The sequence below is a fragment of the Alteromonas algae genome (genome assembly GCF_049117195.1).
Taxonomy (GTDB): domain Bacteria; phylum Pseudomonadota; class Gammaproteobacteria; order Enterobacterales; family Alteromonadaceae; genus Alteromonas.
Map to the genome: position 1 here is coordinate 465,118 of NZ_CP185260.1, position 21,787 is coordinate 486,904.

Annotated in this window: 21 protein-coding genes and 2 tRNA genes; 13 read left to right on the plus strand and 10 right to left on the minus strand. The window is 45.1% G+C overall.

Features of this window, described 5'->3' with window-relative positions:
* Positions 1 to 51: 51 nt before the first annotated feature.
* Both ACOJRU_RS02015 and trmL read left to right on the plus strand, forming a co-directional pair.
* Positions 52 to 1,017 (plus strand): alpha/beta fold hydrolase, encoded by a 966-nt coding sequence (locus tag ACOJRU_RS02015; protein ID WP_421133403.1) that lies wholly within the window; start codon positions 52 to 54, stop codon positions 1,015 to 1,017.
* Positions 1,018 to 1,111: 94 nt separating this feature from the next.
* Positions 1,112 to 1,576 carry a tRNA (uridine(34)/cytosine(34)/5-carboxymethylaminomethyluridine(34)-2'-O)-methyltransferase TrmL gene (gene trmL / locus ACOJRU_RS02020; RefSeq protein ID WP_421134691.1) on the plus strand — a complete coding sequence of 155 codons (465 nt, stop codon included), beginning with the start codon at positions 1,112 to 1,114 and terminating at the stop codon, positions 1,574 to 1,576.
* Positions 1,577 to 1,605: 29 nt separating this feature from the next.
* Here trmL and gpsA read toward each other — a convergent pair whose 3' ends face one another.
* From gpsA to ACOJRU_RS02040, 4 genes are all read right to left on the minus strand, one after another.
* Positions 1,606 to 2,610 (minus strand): NAD(P)H-dependent glycerol-3-phosphate dehydrogenase, encoded by a 1,005-nt coding sequence (gene gpsA, locus ACOJRU_RS02025; RefSeq protein WP_421133404.1) that lies wholly within the window; start codon positions 2,608 to 2,610, stop codon positions 1,606 to 1,608.
* A gap of 11 nt (positions 2,611 to 2,621) precedes the next feature.
* Positions 2,622 to 3,128 carry a protein-export chaperone SecB gene (gene secB, locus ACOJRU_RS02030; RefSeq protein WP_421133405.1) on the minus strand — a complete coding sequence of 169 codons (507 nt, stop codon included), beginning with the start codon at positions 3,126 to 3,128 and terminating at the stop codon, positions 2,622 to 2,624.
* 63 nt (positions 3,129 to 3,191) lie between these two features.
* Positions 3,192 to 3,452: a glutaredoxin 3 gene (gene grxC / locus ACOJRU_RS02035; protein WP_421133406.1), complete on the minus strand. Its 261-nt coding sequence runs from the start codon at positions 3,450 to 3,452 to the stop codon at positions 3,192 to 3,194.
* 12 nt (positions 3,453 to 3,464) lie between these two features.
* Positions 3,465 to 3,890, minus strand: a complete 426-nt coding sequence (locus ACOJRU_RS02040; protein WP_421133407.1) for a rhodanese-like domain-containing protein — start codon at positions 3,888 to 3,890, stop codon at positions 3,465 to 3,467.
* Between the two features lie 249 nt (positions 3,891 to 4,139).
* On the opposite strand from ACOJRU_RS02040, the gene ACOJRU_RS02045 reads away from it, so the two are divergent.
* The 3 genes from ACOJRU_RS02045 (at position 4,140) to ACOJRU_RS02055 (ending at position 6,722) form a co-directional block, all read left to right on the plus strand.
* On the plus strand, positions 4,140 to 5,261 hold the full coding sequence (locus ACOJRU_RS02045) for a murein hydrolase activator EnvC family protein (RefSeq protein ID WP_421133408.1): 1,122 nt from the start codon (positions 4,140 to 4,142) through the stop codon (positions 5,259 to 5,261).
* A 111-nt stretch (positions 5,262 to 5,372) separates the two neighbouring features.
* Positions 5,373 to 6,155, plus strand: a complete 783-nt coding sequence (locus ACOJRU_RS02050; RefSeq protein WP_421133409.1) for a divergent polysaccharide deacetylase family protein — start codon at positions 5,373 to 5,375, stop codon at positions 6,153 to 6,155.
* A gap of 135 nt (positions 6,156 to 6,290) precedes the next feature.
* A complete protein-coding gene (locus ACOJRU_RS02055; protein WP_421133410.1) occupies positions 6,291 to 6,722 on the plus strand; it encodes a MerC domain-containing protein in 432 nt (143 codons plus the stop codon).
* 10 nt (positions 6,723 to 6,732) lie between these two features.
* On the opposite strand, the gene ACOJRU_RS02060 is transcribed toward ACOJRU_RS02055, so the two are convergent.
* From ACOJRU_RS02060 to rsgA, 4 genes are all read right to left on the minus strand, one after another.
* The gene (locus ACOJRU_RS02060; RefSeq protein WP_421133411.1) at positions 6,733 to 7,422 is read right to left on the minus strand and encodes a glycerophosphodiester phosphodiesterase; all 690 of its coding nucleotides are present in this window, start codon (positions 7,420 to 7,422) and stop codon (positions 6,733 to 6,735) included.
* A 5-nt stretch (positions 7,423 to 7,427) separates the two neighbouring features.
* Positions 7,428 to 8,309, minus strand: coding sequence for a DMT family transporter (locus ACOJRU_RS02065; protein WP_421133412.1), 882 nt, complete (start codon positions 8,307 to 8,309; stop codon positions 7,428 to 7,430).
* A 3-nt stretch (positions 8,310 to 8,312) separates the two neighbouring features.
* On the minus strand, positions 8,313 to 9,191 hold the full coding sequence (gene asd / locus ACOJRU_RS02070; protein ID WP_421133413.1) for an archaetidylserine decarboxylase: 879 nt from the start codon (positions 9,189 to 9,191) through the stop codon (positions 8,313 to 8,315).
* A gap of 156 nt (positions 9,192 to 9,347) precedes the next feature.
* On the minus strand, positions 9,348 to 10,406 hold the full coding sequence (rsgA, locus tag ACOJRU_RS02075; protein WP_421133414.1) for a small ribosomal subunit biogenesis GTPase RsgA: 1,059 nt from the start codon (positions 10,404 to 10,406) through the stop codon (positions 9,348 to 9,350).
* An 84-nt stretch (positions 10,407 to 10,490) separates the two neighbouring features.
* Here rsgA and orn point away from each other — a divergent pair, with 84 nt between their 5' ends.
* From orn to ilvN, 8 genes are all read left to right on the plus strand, one after another.
* Positions 10,491 to 11,036 carry an oligoribonuclease gene (gene orn, locus ACOJRU_RS02080; protein WP_421133415.1) on the plus strand — a complete coding sequence of 182 codons (546 nt, stop codon included), beginning with the start codon at positions 10,491 to 10,493 and terminating at the stop codon, positions 11,034 to 11,036.
* 100 nt (positions 11,037 to 11,136) lie between these two features.
* Positions 11,137 to 11,212: transfer RNA gene (locus tag ACOJRU_RS02085), tRNA-Gly, on the plus strand.
* 170 nt (positions 11,213 to 11,382) lie between these two features.
* Positions 11,383 to 11,458 (plus strand) — tRNA-Gly (locus ACOJRU_RS02090).
* Positions 11,459 to 12,033: 575 nt separating this feature from the next.
* A complete protein-coding gene (locus ACOJRU_RS02095; RefSeq protein WP_421133416.1) occupies positions 12,034 to 15,402 on the plus strand; it encodes a TonB-dependent receptor domain-containing protein in 3,369 nt (1,122 codons plus the stop codon).
* A 182-nt stretch (positions 15,403 to 15,584) separates the two neighbouring features.
* Positions 15,585 to 16,046 (plus strand): hotdog fold domain-containing protein, encoded by a 462-nt coding sequence (locus tag ACOJRU_RS02100; protein WP_421133417.1) that lies wholly within the window; start codon positions 15,585 to 15,587, stop codon positions 16,044 to 16,046.
* Between the two features lie 231 nt (positions 16,047 to 16,277).
* On the plus strand, positions 16,278 to 16,655 hold the full coding sequence (gene maoP, locus ACOJRU_RS02105) for a DUF413 domain-containing protein (protein ID WP_421133418.1): 378 nt from the start codon (positions 16,278 to 16,280) through the stop codon (positions 16,653 to 16,655).
* Positions 16,656 to 16,858: 203 nt separating this feature from the next.
* Positions 16,859 to 18,577, plus strand: coding sequence for an acetolactate synthase 3 large subunit (locus tag ACOJRU_RS02110; protein ID WP_421133419.1), 1,719 nt, complete (start codon positions 16,859 to 16,861; stop codon positions 18,575 to 18,577).
* Positions 18,577 to 19,074, plus strand: a complete 498-nt coding sequence (gene ilvN, locus ACOJRU_RS02115; RefSeq protein ID WP_421133420.1) for an acetolactate synthase small subunit — start codon at positions 18,577 to 18,579, stop codon at positions 19,072 to 19,074. Before ACOJRU_RS02110 ends, ilvN begins: the two co-directional genes overlap by 1 nt.
* Before the next feature lie 61 nt (positions 19,075 to 19,135).
* Here ilvN and iadA read toward each other — a convergent pair whose 3' ends face one another.
* Complete coding sequence (gene iadA / locus ACOJRU_RS02120; protein ID WP_421133421.1) at positions 19,136 to 20,302, minus strand: beta-aspartyl-peptidase; 1,167 nt, start codon at positions 20,300 to 20,302, stop codon at positions 19,136 to 19,138.
* Entirely contained in the window at positions 20,302 to 21,768 is a 1,467-nt protein-coding gene (gene yfcC, locus ACOJRU_RS02125) for a putative basic amino acid antiporter YfcC (protein ID WP_421134692.1), read from the minus strand. The genes iadA and yfcC overlap by 1 nt, the downstream gene beginning before the upstream one ends.
* Between the last annotated feature and the right edge of the window lie 19 nt (positions 21,769 to 21,787).

The window sequence follows — 21,787 nt, forward strand, 5'->3', positions numbered from 1 at the left end:
CGTTCCTCTTCTCAGCCATTGCCCTTCACTCACGTGTAAAAGGTAAATTCGATGAGTTGGATATTTACATCAGAAAATAATTTGGCTTCGGCATTTGCAGAGCATATTAACCCTTTTTGGGGGCAGCATGTTACCGAGGGAAGCTTTACAGGTAAGGAGCACGTGTCGGTACGTTATGCCTTTTGTATACCCGAGAATGCAAAAGCAACGATTGTCATTAGTTCTGGTCGCATCGAGTCGTATTTAAAATATAAAGAGTTTATCTACGATTTGTATGTGAACGGCTTTGCTGTTTTTATACTTGACCATCGAGGGCAGGGGTTATCAGGGCGCATGACGCATGACCCTCAGCACGGTTATGTAAAACATTTTGATGACTACGTCGATGACTTAATAACCTTTACTGAAACCATCGTTAAGCCTAAACAGCAAGGCGAACTCCAATTGGTGTGTCACTCAATGGGCGGCGCTATCGGCGCGTTAACGTTAATCAGAAGGCCCACACTTTTCACGAAAGCCGTATTAGCATCACCGATGCTTGGAATTAAACCCTCATTGCCTAACTGGTTGGCTAACGGGTTAATCAGAACCGGGCTTGCGGTAAATAGAATGAAAAAGCGGGAGTCGGGGTATTTCTTTGGGCAGACGCCTTACATCGCGTTTCCGTACGCGCTGAATAAACTAACGCATAGTCGAACGCGCTACTCTCTTTTCCGGGAACTCTACGATGAAGAGCAAGATATACAGCTTGGCGGAGTGACCACAGAGTGGCTAAAAGCGGCGCATGAGGCCATGCATTATATTGAACAAAGCGCTGGAGCGATTACCACGAATACGCTGGTATTAAGTGCAGATGGCGATACCATTATTGACAATAAACGTCAGCGTCGCGTGGCTGAAAAAATGCCGAACGCCACGCTGGTGGTGATCCCACGTGCTTATCATGAACTGTTTACCGAAGCTGACGATATCCGAGATAGTACATTACAGCGAGTATTGGATTTTTTAACTTCGTAAAGAAGCGATGTATTGTTGTGGTGCAATAACATTACTTGCTCGCAATAACGCTTCGCACTATCCTTTGCGCCTGCAAAGAAGTGAGATGGTTACCATGTTAGATATTGTATTGTACGAACCTGAAATTCCACCGAATACCGGCAATATTATTCGTTTATGTGCCAATAGTGGCTTTACCCTACACCTTATCGAACCGCTTGGGTTTGAGTGGGACGATAAGCGTGTACGTCGCGCAGGTTTAGATTATCATGAGTTTGCGCACGTCAAACGCCACGCCAATCTAGACGCTTACCTAGAAGATGCAAAACCTGCTCGCGTGTTCGCATGCACAACTAAGGGCAAAGCGTTTCACAGTGATGTGTCGTATCAAAAGGGCGATGCACTCTTATTTGGGCCGGAGACACGAGGCTTGCCTAACGATGTAATAGATAGCCTTCCGCCAGAGCAGCGGGTGAGAATACCCATGCTACCGGACAGCCGCAGCATGAATTTATCAAATGCAGTGTCAGTTTTTGTTTATGAGAGCTGGCGCCAATTTGGCTATGAAGGCGCAAGGTAAGAATGCAGAAAAAGTAAGGCGTAGAAAGACTACGCCTCGCTAGTTAAATCTCGTCCAAGCAACGTCAGCGCCGCTTCTTTCGGTGATTTACCATGGTAAAGCACAGCATAAATTTGCTCGCAAATAGGCATTTCAACTCCCACCTTGTTTGAAAGAATATGGACTTCTTCGGTATTTCGATACCCTTCTACAACCTGGCCAATTTCTTCAATAGCCACATCAACCGTTTTGCCTTGTCCCAATGCTAAGCCAAAACGGCGGTTACGCGACTGGTTGTCGGTACAGGTTAATACCAAGTCTCCTAACCCTGCCATACCCATAAAGGTTTCTGGTTGAGCGCCTAGTTTAACCCCTAACCGGGTTAGCTCGGCTAAGCCTCGTGTAATCAGTGCGGTACGCGCATTAGCACCAAAGCCAAGCCCATCTGCTAACCCTGCGCCTATGGCAATGACATTTTTCACTGCTCCGCCCAATTGTACGCCTGTAAAGTCAGGGTTCTTATATACCCTGAACGATTTTGCACAATGAAGTTTGGCAGCAAACTCATCACTTAATACGTCATCGGTAGAGGAGAGTGAAATAGCGGTGGGTAAACCAGCGACCATTTCTTTGGCAAACGTTGGGCCTGACAGCACAGCCAGAGGGTATTGCGTCCCTAGAACATCTTCGGCTACGTCGCGCAGCAGTCGGCCGGTTTTTGGCTCTAACCCCTTTGTAGCCCATATAATACGATGATGCGACTGTAATAAAGGCTTCAACGCATTAAGCATGCTAGCAAACGCATGGCTTGGCACCACAACAAGAATATCTTGGCTGGCGGCCACAACGCTCTCAAGGTCAGCGCTTACCTGTAAAGCGTCTGGAAACGTCGCGCCGGGCAGATATCGCGTATTTTCACGGGTGTCAGCAAGCTCTGTAATATGTGCCTCGTCACGCCCCCATAAAAGGGTTGGATTGCCATTTCGCGCAAGACAAAAAGCAAGGGCGGTGCCGTAAGACCCCGCCCCTAATACTGAAACCGAATTCGACTTCATGTTCACGTTAATTACGCGTCCATTTTAGGCGCTTCGCCTTGTGCTTGTTGCGCGCGCTTTTGAACGTAAGCAGCAAAGATAGCATCAAAGTTTACCGGAGAAAGGTTCAACGGAGGGAATGTGCCGCGATTTACCAAGTTTGAGATTGCTTCACGTGCGTATGGGAACAACATGTTTGGACAAAATGAGCCTAGCGTATGCGCTTTGTTTTGGTCTGGCATGTCGCCAATCGCGAAAATACCAGCTTGTTCTACTTCACATAAAAACGCCGTCTCTTCGCCAATTTTAGCGGTAACAGTTACAGAAAGCACAACTTCAAATACGTTCTCGTCTAGCTTGTTCGTACTGGTATCGATATCGAGCTTAATTTCAGGCTTCCACTCTTTAGTAAAGATAGAAGGCGCGTTCGGCGATTCGAACGAAATATCTTTTGTGTAGATGCGTTGAATATTGAACTGTGGTTGTTGTGCTTGGGCGCTTGCTGCTTCGCCGCCATTTGTCTGATTGTCGTCAGCCATGATTATTCCTGTATTTAAAGTCGTATAATTTTATTTTTCATATTGCGCACGCCGGTTAAGGCGTTACGCAAGCCCTAACATAGGGTCTAATTTCTTCTGTGCTTCTAATGCCATCATATCATCGCAGCCACCTACATGCTGACCTTCAATGAAAATTTGAGGCACTGTCCATCCACCATTTGCTCGCTCAATCATTACATCGCGAAGTTCAGGCTGCACATCAATAGCATATTCTGTAAAGGCAACGCCTTTTTCATTTAGTAATGCTTTTGCTCTGTGGCAGTAAGGGCAGTGACCTTTTGTATAAAGCTCTACTTTACTCATCACATTCACCTTTTATTTAGACACGGGAAGGCTGGCACTTTGCCAAGCGTTCATACCGCCTTTTAACACACTGACGTTTGCGAAACCTGCTTTTAGCATCGCACTCGCCGTGCCACGAGCCTGATTGCCCATAGCGCATACTATAATAATGGGTTTGTCTTTTTGGTTTTCAAGCTTCTTAAAGTTTTTCTCGCGCAACTCTTCTGGTTTTATCTGGCGGGCCCCTAAAATATGACCGGCTTTAAAATCTTTCTGAGGGCGTGTATCGAGTATCACTGCGTCGCTTTTATTCATTAATAATGTAGCGTCGTGAGTAGACAGTTCTTTAACAGGAGACGTCAGTGCGCTGATATAGGTAAAAATTATCATCGCAACTAATGCAACCCATACACCTGCAAGTACAATATTGTTGGTAGCAAATTCGATTACCTGATCCATTCTCTAACCTTGTCTATAGACCATAAAAAAGAGAGCAAAGTATATAGAAAATCGCGTGAGAAACCAGTCTCTGTTCATTTTGATACCAAATAGGGTGTTCGCCTACCTACACAATTGATTATGCGTCTAAATTAGACTGGGTTTTGTCGGTTGCCTCGGATACACTCACTATCAGTCCAATGTTTTGACAGAGATTTCTTACTTTTTATGCGCGTTTGTTGGTTACATACGTTTTTTGCAGTCGCTGCGATGCTCATTACGCTGACGTTTTCGGCCGGTTTAAGTGCGCAAGAAGAAGCGCAAGCAGCGCAGCAAGAAAAACTTGCTGAGCTACAGGCTGAGCTTCGCGCGCGTCAGCAGGTCCTTGAAAATAACAAGGCCAGTGCCAAAGAACTAGAAGAAGTACTTCGGCGCTCCGAGCTTGAAATTGGAACCGTGGCGGCCGCGCTATCAAAAACGAAACAGCAGTTAGATAATGTGGTAAAGGAAGAGTCTGCACTTAAACAAGAGCAGGAAGCCATAAAGGATGCAATTAGAAAGCAACAAAGCTTATTGGCAAGCCAATTGAAGAGCGCCTTTATGGCAGGCCATTATGACTACGCAAAAATGTTGTTCTATCAAGAGGACGCTCGCACATTTGAACGCACTATTACCTACTACCAGTATGTCGCTAAAGCTCGCCAACAGGAAATTACCAAGTTTAAAGATAACGTGGCTCGCTTAGAGTCTGTCACGGCGTCATTAGTAAAAAAAGCAGAAGAGCTGGTTACGTTACGGCAAAATCAAGAAAACCAACGTGCTGTGCTAATCACTCGACAGAGCGATCGAAAAAATACGCTGAAAAAGATAAACAGGACTATTGCATCAGAAAGTCAGCGAATCGCCGTGCTACTTGAAAATGAAAAAGCGCTTCTTGATGCAATTGAGGTCGCACGTTTAGCGGCACTACGCGCTGCAGAGAATGCGCAAATTACATTAAATGGGCTGGCCAAGTCCAAAGGCAAACTCACGTCACCCGTCGACGGTCGTATGCGCAAGCTATTTGGAAGTCGTCGTCAGGGACAAGTGCGCTGGAAGGGCGTTATTTTTGATGGAGCAGAGGGCGACCCAGTAACCAGCATTGCGCCAGGGCGAGTATTGTATGCCGACTGGTTAAGAGGTTTTGGCTTAGTCGCCATTGTTGATCACGGTGAAGGCTACATGACGGTATATGGACACAACCAAGCGCTGCTAAAGCAGGCAGGCGACGATATCAGAGAGGGTGAGCAGTTAGCGCTTGTCGGGCGAAGTGGCGGGCAAGAGTATCCCAATTTGTATTTTGAAATACGCCACAAAGGCAAAGCGCTCAACCCGTCGTCGTGGCTTGACTAAAAAAACGCTATACCCTTGAATAACCAAGATTACTTGGTATGCTGTAAACGTTGAGCACAAACCTGCTCGCATGCGCTTAAAATAAAAATAACCATAAAATGGAATTACAAGATGCTAGGGCGTCTACTCTTCGCGTGTACAACAATGTTATGCCTATTGGTCAGCAACGTATCGGTTGCTAAGCCGAATATTGTTATTATTCTTGACGACTTAGGCTACAAACCAACCGACTTAAATGCGTTATCGCTGCCCAGTGAAATAACGTTTTCCATTCTTCCTGAAACACCGTTGGCCAAAACGATTGCTGAGAAAGCCGAACGGCAAGGTCGAGCGGTCATGTTGCATATGCCAATGCAGGCAGAAAGCGGAGAAACAATGGGCCCGCTTGGCCTGACAACTGATATGTATCCCGCCGCTATTACCCACACGCTGAGAAAAGCCATTAAAAGTATTCCCAATGTGGTGGGTGTCAACAACCATATGGGCAGTGCATTTACTGGACAAGAAGCATCAATGACAGCGTTAATGCAAGAAATAAAGCGCCAAGGGCTGTTTTTTATCGATAGTAGAACCAGTGTGTATACCACCGCCCAACAAGTGGCACAGCAAGTCGGTGTGCCCAACGCAAGTAGACATGTGTTTCTTGACCATGTTAGAACAACCCCCTTTATTGCCGCTCAATTTGAGCGCATGAAGCGTATCGCCCAACGAGAAGGCAGTGTTGTTGTCATTGCGCATCCTCACCAAGTTACCCTTAACTTTTTACAGCAACACCTGCCATTACTTCAGGATGAAGGGTTTACCTTAACCTCTGCATCAGATTATTTAATGGAAAAAGTAACGCCAGTACCTGATAACTTGCCTGATATGGCCATTGCAGCCCCTAACGAATAGTCTTAATACTACAAAAAATTTAATTGCTTACATTACTTTTCAGGTGTGCGAGGAAATTTTTTGAGCAATTATTTTTTCATTTTGCACTCAAATGTTATAATATAACGTCTCTGAAATAGTAACGGTGCAGTGGTAATGAATCCAATTGACGACAATCCAGCAAAATTAGACAAACTTGGCATTTGGGTGTCAAGCTTGTGCGCGCTGCATTGTCTGGCGTTACCCGTACTTATCCCATTGTTGCCGCTTATCGGGTCAACCTTTTTTGCCCAAGTGTGGTTTGAAAGGGTCATTTTATCTATTTCGTTGATTATTGGCGGTATCGCTTTATTCAACGGGGCGTCACGCTACCATGGTCAGTATTACCCATTAGTGCTGCTGTTTACGGGTGGGGCAATTTATTGGTACAAAGACATACTTGGCGAGGCGTATGAACCTTTTACGATAGCCCTTGGCGCCTTGTTAATTGTTGCCGGTCATTGGATAAACATGCGTTTGTGCAGACAATGCAAATGTTGCAAAAATACCGTGTTTAGTCATCATTTATCATCTCAAGCTGGGAAGTAAACGCAGCGGGCTACGCCAGTGTCGATACGGCGACATCAGGTACATTAGTAAAAATGCCGTCTACGCCCCAGTCTTTTAGCATCAGCATGTCGTCAGTATAATCAACCGTATAAACGTAAACCGCTAACCCGTCTTCATGTGCTTCATCCACAAACGCTTTATTGATAACGTTTAAATCGACATTAACAGAGTGTGCCGGTAGTGCTTGTGCACAGTGTGTTGACTCTAATGCATATGACGCAGTTAGCACACCTATTTGCACGTCGGGCCAATGTTGCGCAATATCACGCAGCCAATGGTGATTAAACGACGATATTAATAGCTTTCTGGTATCAATATTAGCCAACGTTGCCGCTTGTTTTGCTTCACGTACCCAGGTCTTTGCATCAACAAGGTGCTTAACTTCAATATTGCACCATTTGCCTTTAGGAATAGTGCAAAGTGCTTCCTCTAAAACCGGGATCCGCTCGCCTTGCCCTGCATCAAGCGTACGAAGGGTATTGAATGAGGTATCAAGGAGAAAACCGTGTGCACCAGTGGTACGCGTCAACCTGCGATCGTGAAAAACAACAATGGCGTCGTTATGCTGGTAGGTATCAAATTCGATGCCGTCAGCGTGTTGCGAAAACGCAAGCTTGAATGCCAGTAGCGTATTTTCAGGGGCGTATTTGCTTGCCCCCCGGTGAGCAAAAATAAGCATTGTGTTTACTCTTCATGATTAGGGTTTGCATGCAGCTTATGTGTGTTTAGTGTTTCGTAGACAGACGCCGACGTAATGAGAATGCCGCCCAAGAGCGTTTGCCACGTAGGTTTTTCATTCAGCAAGATAACCGCTAAGATCACACCGTAAAGAGGCTGCATACACGCAATTAACGAAAACGTTTTTGCGCGTAAGTGACGCAAGCTTGCTGCAATAAGTGCGTGAGGTAAGGCAGTAAATATCGTTCCTAACAGTAGCAGTAGCAGCCATGTGTTCGACGACGCGGTAGTTAATTCTGCGCTACCAAATGGAGCAAGAAGTATGGCAATGACCAATGTTTGCCACGCCATGGCTTTTGCGCCACTGTGGTGCTTAAAATGATTACGATGAATAAGGTTTCTAAACGCATACAGTACAGCCGATGCAACGCCTATCAATACGCCTAGCGTAATGTCGTTATCAAGTGATGTCTCAGGCACAATAAAATACACACCCACTAATACAGCCATCGCAGACACAATGTCTTGCCATACCAGGCTTACCTTTTCGAAAAATGGTTCTATCAGTACCGTTATTACAGGAAAGGTAAACAGCGCAATCATCCCAACCGAAACACTCGCATACTGCATTGCAGAAAAGTAGGTCACCCAGTGCAATGCCATCAATGTGCCGAGACCTAATGCAACAAGGTAATCTTTCTTGCTGCTAAGCCTAAGGCTGTCTTTAGTAATAGTTAGAAAAGCAAATAGCGCCACACTCGCTAAAACGGAACGAACTAACGTGATATCGCTGGCACTCAACGGTACCAGTCGAGAAAACAACGCCGTACCACCCAATAAAATGATGGTGAGGTGTAACGAGATAAGACTGCGTTTTACTGGGTCCATAAACTAGCTAATAGCCGTGTCGCTTTCAGCTTTTTTTGCCATAACATCACCAAGGCGCGTTACCTGGCCTGAAACCAAATCGTCAAAATCAATCGTATCTTTTTCAAAACAGACCACAATGGTCGAGCCCAATTTAAAGCGCCCTAACTCATCGCCTTTGCCTAGTTTTACACTCGCTTCACTGTCTTGCTCATACGACCAATGTTGAACATTTTTACCCGCAGGTGGCGTTACCGTTCCGGCCCACACTGTTTCAATACTTGCTACAATGGTTGCGCCAACTAGTACCATCGCCATTCTTCCTACTGGCGTATCAAATAGCGCTACTACGCGCTCGTTGCGTGCAAATAGGCCTGGAATGTTTTGCGCGGTCAGTGGGTTTACCGAAAACAGCTCGCCCGGTATATAAAGCATGTCAGTTAACGTGCCTTCTACAGGCATATGAATACGGTGGTAGTCACGAGGAGCCAAATAAATGGTAGCGAATTTTCCATTTTTAAATGGCGCTGCAATATCTGGCTTTCCGCCCAGCAAGGTTGTCAGGCTAAAATCATGGCCTTTTGCCTGAAAGATGCTATCGCTATGGATGTCTCCAAATTGGCTAACGGTTCCGTCAACCGCATGAATAAGCGTACTGTCATCGTCGTTAATGGTGCGCGCTTCAGGTTTTAGCGGGCGCGTAAAAAAGGCATTAAAGCTGCGATAATGTTCAGGCTTACTGTGAAGCGCCTCGCTCATATCGACATTGTATTGCTTAATAAATGCCTTAATAAAAAACGTCGTTACACTGCCCATTTCAGCCGCGGCAAGTTTACCTACAAGGCGCGACAATAGGTGTTTAGGGGTAATGTATTGTAAGTTAACTTTTAGCCAGTCCAGCACAGAAACATCTCCGTTTATACAATAGTAATAGTCTACCTTAACTTAGTGGCACGCATGTAACTTAAACATTATGAGTGCAATCAACTCGATATAAGTAAGGTGTGTAAAGAAAAAGGCAGCTGCAAAGGGCAACTGCTTTCGTAATTAGGTGCGCCGTTACCCCATACCAGGAGGTTGACTGTGGCTGGGGCGTTGGTCTTCCATCGTTGTTAGTATTTTATGGTAACTTTCAAACCGCGCCGCACTTATCTTGCCGTCTTCCACTGCTTCTCGTAGCAAACATCCGGGGTCGTTAAGGTGTTTACAGTCACGGAATTTACAGCCGCCTAAAAAGTCTCGGAATTCGATAAAGCCCCACGTAATACGTTCGGTAGGAATGTGCCACAAACCAAACTCTCGCACACCAGGTGAATCAATAAGATCGCCCCCAGCAGGAAGATGAAGCAGCTTTGCCGCGGTGGTTGTGTGTTGGCCAAGGCCAGAGTTATCCGAAATTTCGCCTGTTAATTCATCAGCATCGGGTAATACTTGGTTAATAAGGCTGGACTTTCCTACGCCTGACTGCCCGACAAATACGCTGATACTATTATCTAAATAATCATTCAGCGCGTTTATGCCTTCACCCGTTTTACAGCTTGTGTAGAGTACATCGTATCCAAGATTTGTGTATGTTATCAGCTGTTCATCAACAACGGCTTTTTCATCATCACTAAGTAACTCAACTTTGTTCAGAACAATCAAAGGGGTAATGCCAATATCTTCGCAAGCAACAAGATAACGGTCGATTATATTCGTCGACAACGAAGGCAGAATGGCGCTAACGACAATGATACGGTCGATGTTTGCGGCGATAGGTTTAATACCGTCGTAAAAATCTGGTCGCGTTAATACCGAGTGACGGTCTTTTACAATTTCAATAACGCCACTAACACCAATGCCACTGCCTGCATCAGCCGTATCGCCTTTGCTATAAAACACCTTGTCGCCACACACCACAGAATCGATGGTTCTACGAATATGACAGCGTGATACCTCGCCATTGACATCTTCTACATCGGCATGTTTGCCGAACCGACCAATAACGGTTCCACTCTCAAGGCTGCTTTCATCCAGCTTGTTCTTAGCAGGTTCGCCATTTTTACCCTGAAGTCGCTTGTTTCTATTTGCGGCAACTTGGCGTTTTTGTCTGTGTGTAAGTTTTGGTTTTTTCGCCACGATTCTTTTCTAGTTCACGTATACTAAGGTAATAATAACGTTTGTAGAGCATGGTTGCCATGCTTCAATGACAAGAGGAATAATATGAGTAAGAACGACAATAATCTTGTGTGGATTGATATGGAAATGACCGGGCTCGATCCTGAAACCTGCGTGATAATGGAAATTGCAACGATAGTCACCGACCCGCAACTTAATATTTTGGCTGAAGGCCCTGTTATTGCAGTTCATCAGCCTGATTCGGTGCTTGATAACATGGATGAGTGGTGCACTCGTGTACATGGTGAAACCGGATTAACGGACCGCTGTCGAGCCAGTTCGATAAATGAAAGCGACGCGGCACAGCAAACCATGGCGTTTCTTGAACAATGGGTTGGCAAAGGGAAGTCACCACTTTGCGGCAACACTATAGGTCAAGATAGACGGTTTATGGTGAAATATATGCCTGAACTGGAAGATTACTTCCATTACCGAAGTATTGATGTAAGCACGATAAAAGAGCTTGCAAGACGCTGGAAACCAGAAGTACTCGACGGGTTTAACAAAAAAGGTGTGCATTTGGCGCTTGACGATATTCGTGAGTCTATCGAAGAAATGCGGTATTACAGAGAAAAAGTGTTTACGATTTAGTCGAATGAGCGCCTAGGTGCCAAAAAAACACAATTAAAGGTTGCGTTACACCAAAATTTTTGTAAAATGCGCACCACTTCAAACGAAGTGCCTTTTTGTTGCGGGAATAGCTCAGTTGGTAGAGCACGACCTTGCCAAGGTCGGGGTCGCGAGTTCGAATCTCGTTTCCCGCTCCAAATTTAAATCTAACTTTAGTGTAAAAACGTGAGTTAGTGAGTGTGAAAACGCGACCCCGAGGGGTCACGACCGAGTGTCGGCCAGTTGGCAAATCTCGTTTCCCGCTCCAAATTTAACTTACGATAAAACGTGAGTCAGTATCCAAAAGATGCGACAGCATCGACTCTATGCGGGAATAGCTCAGTTGGTAGAGCACGACCTTGCCAAGGTCGGGGTCGCGAGTTCGAATCTCGTTTCCCGCTCCAAATTCTTCATCACATATACAAACTAACTTCATTAGTAATAGTACAGCGACCCCAGTGGGCCCGCGACCGAGTGTCGGCCATTGCTTCACAACGAATTACCGAATCTCGTTTCCCGCTCCAAATTCTTCATCACATATACAAACTAACTTCATTAGTAATAGTACAGCTACCCCATCAATTCTTATCTCCGTTACTGCTGAAAATATCCAGCCCGTTCATCATCGCTATTAAAGATTATTCACCCACCGATTAAGGCTAATTGGTTCAAAGTGGTGCGCTAGGTGAATGATATTGGTGCAAATTAGGCTAAAAACGATATTTTGTTCTAAAATTTCACAAGGTTTGTGCAATAAATGACGAAACGTTTAATAGTAGGGAATATTAAATGGATTTTTGTGAATAAATATGCATAATTCGCGCTCTTTTGCGCTGACGTAATGTATTTCGGTTGCCAAACCGGGCACAAAGCTTGCAGTTTTACACCATAAAAATAAAAACAACTCAACGCCATCAAACACTTTCAGTAAGAAAAGTGAGGCGAGAGCATAATATTAGTATCACTCGGAGAAACACACATGGTTTTTGATTCACCAAAGCGTTACAACGTATCAGCTTTAGCATTCGCTGTCGCCTCAGCGTTAACGCTAAACGCTTCAGTAGTGCAAGCTCAGGAAGAGCCTGTGATAGAAGAAAAGGATGTGGAAAAAGTCGTGGTTACAGGGTCGAGAATCGCTCGAGATCCTAATCTAGCATCGCCATCACCTGTTCAAGCTATATCTGAAGAAGATATTCAATTGTCTGGTGAGTTCTCTGTTACTGACGTAATAAACGATATTCCCGCGCTTTTCTCCTCTACCACTGCGGAAAGCTCGATAGATTCTGGTTTCGCAGATGGTGCTAATATTTTAAATTTACGTGGGCTGGGGTCGAACCGCACGTTAACCTTAGTTAACGGCCGCCGTCACGTTGGTGGTGTTGCAGGTTCTGCTGCGGTAGATGTAGGCTCTATTCCAGTTAAACTTATTAAGTCGGTAGAAGTACTAACGGGCGGCGCCTCGGCAGTATACGGCGCTGATGCGGTAACCGGTGTAGTTAACTTTATACTTCGTGACGATTACGAAGGGTTTGAAGTTGACGTAAACACAGGTATCTCATCTGAAGGTGACGGTGAGCAAATCAGCTTGTCTGCGCTATATGGTACAAACTTTGATGATGATAAAGGTAACTTTGCAATCAATGTCGAGTATCAACGAGATGAAGGCTTACGTGTAAGCGAGCGCGACAATGGTTTAATTATTGGTTCAGCACGAGATTGGACTAACCCAGCGTTACGATTCCAACAAGGTGACTTAGGTGCAGGCACGCCTAACCTTTCTCAATACTACAATTATGACAATACAGGGTTGTTTAATTTTGGTTTGTCTATTCCAAGCCAAGAAGCGTTTATCGCTAATTATATCGACACGTTCGGAACCACGCCGACGCTTACAGAAGCAGAGTTAGCGCTATTTAATCGTGCGTCAACCGCTCCTCCACGCGCCGTATTGCCTTACAGAACATTCCCATTCACGTCAGGATACGGATACATCATTCCTGGAAACCCTTACACATTTGCAGGGTTTGACCCAGCAACTAACATCGACTTAGACGGCAACGGCACCCCTGACTGTTTAGACTCTTTTTCTGGCTATAACAGTTCATTTGGCGCAGCGTCTTTCGGTGTGTTAGGTGGGTGCTGGAATGTAACAGAAGATGGCTCTTATCGTCCTATTCAAGATGGCTTAGTATCGGGCAACTTTGAAGGGTTTGGTGGCGATTCATATAATACCATCCAACAACCGCGCGGCTATTTAATCACCCCTAACGATAAAGTGTCAGTCAACCTGCTTGGGCATTATGATCTAAACGACGATATGACAGTGTATGGCGAGCTTAAATATGTTGTGCAAACAACAGAGAATGAGAGTCAACCTACATCATATTGGGACTTATTATTCGGTGCGCCTGACAACCCCTATTTGCCGGCATTCATCCAACCGCTAGCAACTGAACTTGGCGGTGTAGCGATTACAGCCGATCCTATCGGTATAGGCCAAGGTAAGATTGATAACGAGCGTACAACGGTGCGCGGTGTTATCGGGATAGAAGGCTTCTTTGAAAACGATTGGGAATACAACCTATCAGCAAACTACGGTCAATTTGAGTTTGAACAACAAGGCACAGAAAATATTGTTGTCGTAGATCGTTTCTTCTCTGCAATTGACGCAGTAACAGACCCATCAACGGGAGCAGCAAATTGTCGTGTAAACCTAGATGCAAATACCCCTCAGGTCACGACAGCATTTAATATTCCCGTGTACGACCCAGGCTATTTCTCATTTACGCCTGGCGATGGCAGTTGTGTACCATTAAATATTTGGTCTGGCGCAGCAGGCATTTCGCAAGAAGCGGTTGACTGGGTTACGCAAGACAGCTATTCGAAAACGACAATTGAACAGTTTGTAGTGAGCGGTTCAATTGCGGGTGACTCTGCAGATTACTTCGAACTGCCATATGGCCCAGTCTCATTTGCCGTAGGCGGTGAGTATAGAGAAGAAAAGTCTGAAGCTATTTTTGACGATTGGCAGCTCGGTATTATTCCGCAAGGGTCACAATATCAAGCAGGCACACTGGTATCAGATTACTCAACGAATAACTCATTGGTTTTCCAACCTTCTATCAAAACGGCCAACGAAACTGGTAAATTTGATGTAAGTGAAGTCTTTATGGAGTTATCAATTCCATTAATTGTTGCCGAAGAATTTGCTGAGGAACTATCGGTCGACCTTGCCGCGCGTTACTCTGATTACTCAACAATTGGCGATACTACAACATGGCGTGCTAACGTACTTTATGCGCCGCACACAGACCTTATGATTCGTTTATCGCAATCACAAGCAGTACGTGCCCCCAATATTACCGAATTGTTTGGCCCGGAAGTGGGTACCACGTTCCGTCCAACAGACCCGTGTAATGCAAGTGTTATCTCTGGTATCAGAGGCAACGATCCTGCTGCGGCCGATCAAATCCAAGCAAACTGCGTGGCAGACCTTCAGTCAATCGGGTTTAATCCGTTCAACGATGCAGGAGAGTATACCTATACTGACCCACTTTCAGCGGCGTTCCCTGGTGTAACCGGTGGTAACGCTGAGTTACAAGAAGAAACTGCAGATACCACAACGATTGGTTTTGTTTATCAATCTAGTTGGCTTGAAGGGTTCTCTTTAACGGCTGATTACTGGAGCATTGAAATTGAGTCAGCGATTAGTGCTGTAAGCTCAAACGATATCGTAAATGGTTGTTATGTCGGAGAGGATTTAAATGAGAATTTCTGTTCTCTGTTCACTCGAAACACAGACAGCAATTCGCCACAGTTTGGCGGTTTAAACTTCTTACGCTCAACGCAAGTAAACTTCGCAAGGACAGAAACTGCAGGGGTCGACTTCAGCATTGGTTATGACTTCGAGATAGAAGATCACGCCTTTACAACAAAGATCTCTGGTACACGAGTAAACAAATTAGATTTGTATACTAATCCAAACGATTTAAGCGAAGTAAACCCAGAGCTTGGTGAAGTGAATCGTCCAGAGCTCGCAGGAAACATCAACCTAGGCTGGAAATGGGGCGATTTACAAATTGCATGGCAAACCCAGTACATGGATGAGCAGCTTGTTTCTTTTGTTGAAATCGAAGACTACGAGCGTGGCGACTATGATGATTCTGTAGTCATGGATGAGTTTTGGCAGCACGACATTAGTTTTGCTTACAATGCGACAGAAATTGTACGTGTATATGGTGGCGTGAAAAACATTACCAATGAAGAACCATTCCTGACGAACTTTGCTTACCCAGCAAGTGCCCGTGGGCGTTTCTATTTCGTTGGTTTTGATATGCAATTCAACTAATACGTCTATCGCATTAGGATAAAGATAAAAGGCGGTCATGATTGACCGCCTTTTTTGTGTTTACCGCAATTGATTTTACGTTCATCTATCGCTACTCTTACTGGTCTAACCAGATTGCATTTTCCTCGCGGTCAGATGTTTTTTGCATAAGCTAAGAGGGTTACGCCGTTTCTAGGATCAATATGTCTAACAACTATGTACTCAATACTTATAACAAATTTGTGAAGCTACCTTTTGGGAAGAAACTATTTAGCTGGTACTCCTCTCGTCGAGCACCTTACTTCTCCACCGTGTCGCCTGTTATTACCGATGTGCGCCCCAACTACTGTGAAGTTGAGATAAAAAAGCATAAGGCAGTGCAAAACCATATTGGTACAGTCCACGTTATTGCCATCTGCAACGGGCTTGAAATGGCAATGGGCTTTATGTGTGAAGCGTCTATTCCTAAGCATTTGCGCTGGATACCGAAGGGTATGGAAGTGAAGTATCCTGCGAAAGCAGACTCTGATATTCGTTGTGTCGCCGAAGTGCCGAGCGATGCATGGAAGCCGGGTGATCTTCCCATTCCTGTTAAAGCCTATAACCAAGATGGTGTAGTGGTTGTTGACGGTACCATTACAGTGTGGGTAAGTGAAAAACGCTAGACAACGCTCACTATATCTTCTCTCAAAAAGGTCGCTATGTGGCCTTTTTACTGTCTTATCCACACTGCTCAATATTAAGTTTTTGCGACTGCCAACTTTGTGTTTGACACCTTTTCAAAACCCAACTAAACATAATCTGTGATGTCATTATCACAGCCAATATGAAGTCTATTTCGTACAAGCGCTGTGTTACGTATTTTTTAACAGCAATTCGTTTAGCAAGAGGTTAAGATGACAACATTAACTCGGCAGCAGGTTATTAGTAGACCGTTTTCCGATAGCAAACATTATCCGTATGGTTTTGCTCGTTCCGGCGACTTTTCTATTTCAGAAAGTAAACTATTACAGTCTCATGGCAGCGTTTTCGCAGCCTTAGTCGATGGCAAAATTTCGCCAGAGAACGACGAAGAACAAATGTACTTAGAGTCGGCTTTAGGGCACAGAGCGCCTTCAACGCCTCAAGAAAAAGCATGGCTTAAATACCAAGCACGAATCAATAGGCCAAAAGCGGCAAGTATTTACGGTTCTAAGCGTCCGATAGTGGAAGAGGTTGGCGATGACGATATTGATGATAATAGCGATTTAGACATTGAGATAGATGACGATTGAATTGTTAACTCAATGTAAAAATTCATCCTAATATATGTGTTTAAATTAAGCAAAACGAAACTTTCATCCTAATTATATCGATTATTGGGATATATATCTCACTTTTGTGCGTTTTGTTGTTTTATCTTCCTACTAGCTTCGTTATAGTCCATTCATCGTCAACGTACGCTGACAAACCCCAACCTATTACAGGAGAAAGTACTGTGAAAATGATGTCGGGCGCAGCCATGGTGGTAGAAGCGCTAAAAGATGTAGGAGTGACACACGTGTTCGGTTACCCAGGTGGTGCCGTATTAGACATTTATGACGCACTATTTGCGCAAGATGATGTCAAACACGTCCTCGTACGTCATGAACAGGCAGCCGCACATATGGCGGATGGTTATGCACGTTCAACAGGTAAAACCGGCACAGTACTCGTCACTTCAGGTCCTGGCGCAACCAACACTATCACAGGTATTGCGACCGCCTACATGGACTCTATCCCAATGGTGATACTGTCAGGTCAGGTACCTTCTAAACATATTGGTGAAGACGCGTTTCAAGAAACCGATATGGTAGGGTGTTCTCGCCCTATCGTGAAGCACAGCTTCTTGGTAAAACGTGCTGTTGATATTCCTGAAGCGATTGCAAAGGCATATTATATTGCCAACACAGGGCGACCAGGCCCGGTCGTTGTAGACCTTCCCAAAGACATTGTGAATGTAGCCGAAGAACATCCTTACGTTTACCCCAGCGATGTCACTATGCGTTCATACAACCCAACAGAAAAAGGGCACCCTAAGCAAATTAAGAAAGCGGTAACCGCTTTACTTAAAGCAGAACGTCCGGTGCTTTACGTTGGTGGTGGCGCAGTCTTAAGTGACGCATCATTGAAAGTTATTGAGCTTGCTGAAAAGCTGAATGCACCCGTAACGTGCACCTTAATGGGCTTAGGGGCAATGCCTGGTACCCATGAACAATTCATTGGTATGCTAGGCATGCATGGTACGCTCGAAGCAAATAAAAGCATGCACAATGCCGATTGTATTATTGCGCTTGGCGCACGCTTTGACGACCGTGTTACTAACAATGTAGATAAGTTTTGTCCGCACGCAGATATTATTCATGTTGATATAGACCCTGCGTCTATTTCAAAAACGGTGAATGCGCATATCCCTGTTGTTGGCTCAGTCGATAAAGTGTTAGATCAAATCTTAAGTCACGTTGATAAACACGATCTATCGGGTCAGAAAGAGAAATTAAGCGACTGGTGGCAGCAAGTTAATACATGGCGTGCTCGCCAATGCTTAAACTACGACCAAGGCGAAGAGGTTATTAAACCGCAACGTGTTATTGAAGCCTTATATAAACATACCGACGGAAAAGCGTATATCAGCTCAGACGTAGGCCAGCACCAAATGTTTGCCGCGCTTTATTATGCCTATGACAAACCACGTCAATGGATTAATTCCGGTGGTCTTGGGACTATGGGCTTTGGCTTGCCTGCTGCGATGGGCGTGCAGGTTGCACACCCTAAATCAACATCTGTAGTGGTAACCGGTGATGGCAGTATTCAAATGAATATTCAAGAGCTGTCTACATGCTTACAGTATAATCTACCAATTAAAATCATAACGCTGAATAACCGTGCATTGGGTATGGTTCGACAGTGGCAAGATATGATTTATAAGGGGCGCCATTCGCATTCTTATATGGACTCAATGCCTGACTTCGTGAAGTTGGCCGAAGCGTATGGTCATGTGGGTATAAAAGTAGATAAGTTAGATGAGCTTGATGCCGCGATGGAAAAATGCTTTAGCTACACCGATCGCCTCGTGTTTATGGACATTGCGGTTGATCAAAATGAACATGTATATCCAATGCAAATTAAGTACGGCGCAATGGACGATATGCGCTTGAGCAAGACGGAGCGAACCTGATGAAACGTATTATTTCAGTATTAATGGAAAACGCCCCGGGCGCATTATCTCGTATTGTAGGCGTATTTTCGCAGCGTGGTTACAACGTAGACTCGCTTTGTGTAGCACCGACTGATGATGCTAGCTTGTCGCGCTTAACAATTATTACCCACGGTGACGACAAGGTCATCGAGCAAATTACTAAGCAGGTAAACAAGCTTATAGATGTGCTTAAAGTGGTTGATTTGACCGAAGGCGCGCATATCGAACGAGAGTTAATGCTTATTAAAGTTGCTACCCGTACCGAGTCTGTTAGAGCGGAAGTGAAGCGCAATGCGGATATTTTTCGTGCCCGTATTTTAGACGTGAATGCAAATAACTACACCATCGAACTTACCGGTACCAGTGATAAGCTCGATGCATTTGCTACAACAATGGGGCAGTGTGCAGAGATTATCGAATCATCTCGTACCGGCGTGTGTGGCTTGGCTAGAGGCGACAGAGCGCTTCGTCCATAATCGTTATACTGCTAACTAAAAAAGGGCGTTTTACGCCCTTTTTTAATCTTTAACCTAGTGGCTACTCAAACATCCCTTTAACAATAGCGTTACCGTTCTCAACGACATGTTTACCTTTCGCGATGACATGAACAATATCTAACGTTGCCTTTTTACACAGCACAATGTCTGCGTCACATGCTTTTTCTAGTTTGCCTTTTTGATGAAGCTTAAGCATGCTCGCTGGTGTGCTGCTCACTACTTTTATGGCATCTTCTAGTGATGTATTGTGCTGTAAAACAAGCGCTTTGAACGCGTCGAACAAACTACCTACTTTACCAACTTCTAAACCAACGAGCCTTCCTCTGCTGTCAAACACAGGAAGGCTAGCGTTGCCATCTGAGCTCATACTCAGCTGATCTGCCGCAACACCACTTTCTAAACAATATGCAATGGCATCAGCTGCCGGAATTTCGCCTTCTTCGATAAACTGCTCATTGGTGCTCGTGGTCATATCAATAACGCCACCGCTTTGCGTCCATGCAATGCCGGCGTTTAGTAAATCTTGGTTTCTGTTAATGTGTGTGGGATAAAATTGATGTGCGGGTATGTCCGTTGTATCAACAATTTCATGCAAAAGTGAGAGCTGACGTTTTCCGTCACCAGTATGAATGTAAACAATCCCAGCTTTGCCTGAAATCATACCGCCAGTCCGGGCTTGCGCAGCGACATTAGCCAGCGCCTGAACCGAAGGTTCAGCGGCCCTGTGGTCGGCAATCGCCACTTCACCCACGCCAATCATGGTATCAATAAGCACAATATCATCGGTGACATTGCCGGTAATCGTTCGAGCTGGTAAGTGATAAGAGCCGGTATAGCAATACGCACTAATGCCCTCAATACTCAAACCTTTGGCCTTGGCAATTAGGTCTGGCAATGTGCGGGTGGTAGCATCGGTACCTAGTGCGCCAATTACGGTAGTTACGCCATGCAACGTCGCATCGGTTAACGACATTTGAGGTGTGCGAGTATGAAACCCACCCTCACCACCACCGCCAGAGATATGCACTAAGCTATCTACTAAGCCTGGGATAGCGATGAGGTTACTTCCATCAATAACCTTTACAAGCGACGAGGATAGCTTGATGTCAGGTGCGATATGAGCAATTACATTGTTGGCGATAAGAATATCTACAGACCCCTGCGGAGCAGGTGCATAACATTCTACATTTTTAATCAACGTGAGCATTAAGATAAACCTATAAGAACGGCTGTAATAACAGTGAGTGATGCAAGCAAAAAAAGGCAACCGCAAAATGTAGCGATAAATTTTACCCATGTTGTCCAACTTACACCAGCGACACCTAAGCATCCAATGAGTGACGCTGACGTCGGAACAATGAGGTTCGTTAAGCCATCGCCTAGTTGAAATGCTAAGACCGCAACTTGTCGGGTCACGCCAACTAAGTCCGATAACGGTGCCATTAACGGCATGGTGATAGCTGCTTGCCCCGAGCCTGAGGCAATAAAGAAATTAAAAATACTCTGAAACACCAACATCAACCAAGCGCTCATTACTGATCCAGTATGCGCAAGAGCGCTGCCAGTATGATGCAATAAAGTGTTAAGTACCGAGGGCGTGGTGACGTCATCGCCTCCCAATACCAATACGATACCCTTTGCCATACCTACAATCAGTGCCGCAGGCAGTAACGATTGCGCGCCGCTAACAAAAGCCGCACTAATATCGTTCATTCGCATACGTCCACCCAGCCAAGCAATGAACCCTACAGTAATTCCCATACAAAAAAATTGCGATGCAATTTGTGGAATGTAATAGGCGTGAACTATAACACCCCACATCACCCAAATAATATAGGCAAAAAATGCAGCAAGAATAACTTTATCCGTTGCGGTAAACGTGGTTACTGCAGTATCAACCGTAGCTGCCTGAGTACGAAGTGGAACGCTATCGGTTTGCGGGTCATTGTGTACTCCAGAATTGCACGCCCCTTGCTGCTTTATCCTTTTTGCGTAGCGCAGTGTAAAGAGTAAGCCAGCGACCGTAAATATCGACCAAGTGACAATGCGAAAGCCTTGCCCCGACATCAGAGGAACATCGGCAATACCTTGTGCAATAGCAACAGAAAAAGGGTTCATCCAGCTGGTGGCAAAACCGATTTGCGTAGCCACGTAGGTCACTAAAACAGCCATAATCCCGTCGTAGCCCATTGCGGTCATTAAGGGAACCAAAACAATGCAAAACGCGATGGCTTCCTCACCCATGCCGAACACTGCACCGCCCAGTGAAAATAACAGAAATAACGCGGGCAGCAGTAAATTATCGGCGTGTTGAAAGCGAGTGATTAACGCCATAATGCCATTATTAATAGCCCCTGTTTGCATGACAATACCAAAGGCGCCACCTACAATAAGAATAAAAGCAATAACGCCTATCGCAGCGCCCCATTTATCGCCTGAGACCATACCGTCGAAGGCATAGTTTGTAATACCTGTTGTATTGCCAGAACCATCGAAAAGTATAAACCCATGGCGCGTGTCGCTATAGGTAAAACTGTCGGCATCGAGTACCGTTTTTATATCACCAGAGGATGTGATGATGTCTTTTGTATCAAATGAACCTGCGGGTACAAGCCACGACACAACGCCTGCAATGAGGATGACAAAAAACAAAATGACAAAAGCGTCTGGCATGCGCGATGTTGAAGGTGGA